Annotated in this window: 4 protein-coding genes; all 4 read right to left on the bottom strand. The window is 51.4% G+C overall.

What is annotated here, in order from left to right; all coding sequences use genetic code 11:
- Window positions 1–362: 362 nt before the first annotated feature.
- The 4 genes from B2Y11_RS03980 to tyrS all read right to left on the bottom strand — a co-directional run bounded on the left by B2Y11_RS03980 (window position 363) and on the right by tyrS (window position 3,585).
- Window positions 363–971, bottom strand: coding sequence for a hypothetical protein (locus B2Y11_RS03980; RefSeq protein ID WP_291056493.1), 609 nt, complete (start codon window positions 969–971; stop codon window positions 363–365).
- A 104-nt stretch (window positions 972–1,075) separates the two neighbouring features.
- A complete protein-coding gene (locus B2Y11_RS03975) occupies window positions 1,076–1,777 on the bottom strand; it encodes a tRNA threonylcarbamoyladenosine dehydratase (RefSeq protein ID WP_291056492.1) in 702 nt (233 codons plus the stop codon).
- Complete coding sequence (locus B2Y11_RS03970) at window positions 1,777–2,148, bottom strand: VOC family protein (protein ID WP_008860438.1); 372 nt, start codon at window positions 2,146–2,148, stop codon at window positions 1,777–1,779. The genes B2Y11_RS03975 and B2Y11_RS03970 overlap by 1 nt, the downstream gene beginning before the upstream one ends.
- Window positions 2,149–2,337: 189 nt before the next feature.
- Entirely contained in the window at window positions 2,338–3,585 is a 1,248-nt protein-coding gene (gene tyrS / locus B2Y11_RS03965) for a tyrosine--tRNA ligase (RefSeq protein ID WP_291056489.1), read from the bottom strand.
- Window positions 3,586–4,124 lie beyond the last annotated feature (539 nt).

The following is a 4,124-nucleotide window of genomic DNA, read 5'->3' as shown; positions in this document are numbered from 1 at the left end:
CGAGTAAAATTTTACACTAAGGGAAATGTGCCCTTTAAGGAAGGGACCAGCTGTCATCAAAAAAGGGCTGTGAAAAAATGGGAATCATTTCTTCACAGTCCCTTTTTATTGCAGCCATATGATGATATACTGCCTGCCGTTATAAGTGATAGATACTCATCTCTATTGAAACGCTGAGTCGAGAGATCTCCTGCCGCCATGGGCCTCCTCACTTCGGAGTAAGATTTCTCCACTCCGCTTCGCTTTGGTCGAAATGACGGGGGGGTGCGGGGCAGAGTACTTGTCAATTCGTGCCTTGTAAACTAACCCATTGTCTACCCGTCTAACCGGAGCTCCATCATTTCTTCACAGTCCCTTTTCTTTCAGGAATTCATGATTCTTACAAATCCGCCGCCGAATTTGGTGTGTTTCAGCCAGTTCCCCAGATTGAACACATGGGCTGTCCCCTCATCCCAGAGGGTGCAGTAAATGCCATCGTCCCTTTCTTCCATTTTCACCAGGGGCATCCAGTGCCAGTGGTAGGGAATAGGCTCGCCGCCGCTGTGAAGGTTCAGGAAACCGATGAGGCAGTCTGCTTTGAGCCCTTCCCGGATGAAGGCTGCCACCTTGGGAAGCTTAGGTGCCAGGAGACGGATGGAGGGAATGGGCAGGGCTTCCACATTTCCTTTAAGCCCTCTCTCCTTCATGTAGGCGGAAAGGCCTTCCTTCAGCCAGCGGGTCTTGTAGAGACCATGCATGCGGGGCGTGGCGTATTTCCATATATCCAGCATAATGGCAAGGGCCTCTTCCCTTGTTTCCACCTTCTGCCCCCACTGCTTCCGCTCGATATAGGCGGCCATCATGCTGCCTGCCGTAGGGCCGCAGCCTGCCAGCTTCTGCCTTTTTTCCGGATACCATTCCTGGTTGTACCCCAGCACGTCTTTTCCATTTTCCTGAATAGTCACCCAATCGGGATGACGGATTTCAACCATATTGTTTTCCTTTCTCAGGGAAGCGCCACGAAACAGCGCACTCTTTGCTTCCTGCAGTCCATACAAGCCATAGGAAAGCAGCCCATGCATGTATCGGTGCTTCCTCAGGTAATGTTTACTTCTTTCAAAAGATTTCTAATCACATAGCCTGCCATCATCATGCCCGACACCGGCGGCACGAAGGAAGTGGACCCCGGTGCATGGCCTTCGCCTATGGGCTTATGGGGCAGTTCCTTGGAATACACCACCATCAGATGGCGCACCCGGCGATCCTTCAGCTCCCGCCGCATCTTCCTTGCCAGATGGCACACGGAGGTCTTATTAATATCTGCAATCTGCAGCATTTCCGGGCGGAGCCGGTTGCCTGTACCCATGGATGAAATTTCCGGAATCTTCAGCTTATAGCAGATTTCCGCAATGGATACCTTCGCCGGCACATCATCAATGGCATCGATAATGAAATCAGCATGAAGATTCTTGATGAAATCTTCATCGCCGGGGCGATAGTACACCGCCATGGCCTTTGCGTCGCAGGCCGGATTCACCCGGTGGGCCCGCTCCACCATCACATCCGCCTTATTGCGGCCGATGGTCGTCCGGTCAGCCACCAGCTGGCGGTTCAGGTTGGAATCCTCCACTGCATCCTTATCAATAAAAATCAGATGGCCCACGCCGGCGCGGACCAGTGCTTCTGCCGCATAGGAACCGACGCCGCCGATGCCGAAAACGGCCACAGTCTTTGTGGAAAGAAAATCAACGCCCTTTTCACCGATAATGCGGGCGGTACGTACAAAAATAGGGTCCATCACATATCCTCCGGAATAATTTCAATCCAGTATCCATCGGGGTCATTAATGAAATAAATGCCCATGGCCGGATTTTCAAAGCAGATGCATCCCATGGCCTTATGCTTTTCGTGAGCCGCCTTCATGTCATCCACATCAAAAGCCAGATGGAATTCATTATCCCCCAGATTGTAGGGTTCCTTCCGGTCCCGAAGCCAGGTCAGTTCCAGCCGGTGCTTCGTTGCGCCATCCCCCAGGTAAGCCAGAATAAAGGAGCCGTCCGGAGCCTTGTACTCACCTGTTACCTTGAGTCCCAGGGCTTCTTCATAAAAAGCGATACTCTTCTTCAAATCGAGCACGTTGAAATTGTTGTGGTTAAACGAAAATTTCATATTTCTCTCCTTTTCAAATATAGAAACTTCAATACATTACAGTATATCACATGACAGGACTAGTTCAAAGAGTTCTGTGCCCGTCAGGTATGAAAGGTTCGGCGGGTTTAGAGCTGGCAGCAGCACAATAAAATTATGATGCTCCCAAAAATAAAAAGCCCTCCCGGAGGAGAGCTTTTGACCGGCATTTTATTTCACTTCGATGGAGAAGTAATTCTTTTTGCCTTTTCTGATAATAATGAATTTGCCATTGGTATTGGGATGGGCAGATACAGAGGCTTCAATGTCACGAATCTGTTCACCGTTCACCCGGATGGCGCCGTTCTTCACATCTTCCCTTGCCTGGCGCTTGGATTTTTCCACGCCGCCCTGCACCAGAGCTTCCACGATATTAATCGGTGCTTCATGGACTTCGCCGCCCTTGGTGTTGCGGAAAGCTCCTTCGATTTCATCGCCCGAGAGCTCCTGGATGTTGCCGGAGAAGAGAGCCTGGGTCACCTTTTCTGCCTGGGCCAGTCCTTCTTCGCCGTGAACGAAGCGGGTCACTTCTTCAGCCAGCTTCCGCTGAGCGCTTCTATGTTCCGGATGTTCTGCCACTTCTTTTTCCAGTGCATCGATTTCCTCATGGGAGAGGAAGGTGAAATATTTCAGGTACTTCACCACATCCCGGTCATCCTGGTTGAACCAGAACTGATAGAATTCATAGGGTGACGTCTTCTTTGGATCCAGCCATACCGCACCGCCGGCGGTCTTGCCGAACTTGGTGCCGTCTGCCTTCAGCATGAGGGGGATGGTGAGGCCGTAGGCATCATGCACATCTTCCGTCTTGCGAAGGAGTTCTACGCCGTTGGTGATGTTGCCCCACTGGTCGGCGCCGCCGATCTGAAGCTGTACGTCGTACTTGTCGTAGAGCATTTTGAAATCGATGGACTGGAGAATCTGGTAGGAAAATTCCGTAAAGGAAATCCCTGTATCCAGACGGGAAGCTACCACTTCTTTAGCCAGCATGGTATTGATATTGAAAAGCTTGCCGTAATCGCGAAGGAATTCCAGCAGGGAAATCTTGGACAGCCAGTCATAGTTATTCACCATGGTGAATCCGTCTTCTCCGAAAAGCTTCTTCATCTGGGCAGTGAGGCATTCCGCATTGTGCCGGATGGTCTCCTGGGACTGGAGCACCCTTTCCGTCTTACGGCCGGAAGGATCGCCGATGGAGCCGGTGCCGCCGCCGATGACGATGACCGGATGATGGCCGGCCAGCTGGAAACGCTTCAGGATCATGAAAGGAATCAGATGACCGATATGCATGCTGTCTCCGGTAGGATCAATGCCGCAATAGAGGGAAATGGACTTCTCCCCTACCAGCTTGTACAATCCTTCCTCGTCTGTCTGCTGATTGACAGCGCCACGCCATTTCAGTTCATCAATAATATTCATGGAACTCCGCCTTTCTTTATGCAATATCTATCTGAATAGATTCAATATGTACCACTATAACACAATTCGTAAAGGATAGATATGGAGAACATAGATTCTTGAAATAAAAAGCTCAGAGGGCTGTGCCTGAAGGGCGCAAAGGGGCAGGGCTGCGCCGTGGGTTGTGTTCGCTTCGCTCAAGGGGCTTGGGGGCACGAGGTGCTCCGGATAAAAAATAGGTCTCCCCTTCAATAGTCCCACCGATTGCGGGGGAAAGGTGGTGGCGCCAGCCACCAAAGGGGGAACGCTTTTCCCACGCCCGACAGGGCGGTTGTAAAGGTTTTATCATACCGGCACCTTCCATAATTTCAAAGGCCCACCACCTGCCGCCGATAGGCGGCACTTTATACTCATCGCCTGCAGGGCTATTCCCCCTCTGCACCGGAGGCGCAGGCTCCTTCGGGAAAATGCCGCCCCGCCGACCGGTATTTAATACCATCTGTCTCACTTACTCTTCTTACCAAGATCCTTCGCTGTCGCTCAGTATTCTGGTCATATGT

Origin of the sequence: Dialister sp. UBA1703 (assembly GCA_002320515.1) — a bacterium.
Taxonomy (GTDB): Bacteria; Bacillota; Negativicutes; order Veillonellales; family Dialisteraceae; genus Dialister.
The sequence above is the reverse complement of the archived record's forward strand: the minus strand, read 5'-3'. Positions and strand labels throughout refer to the sequence as shown.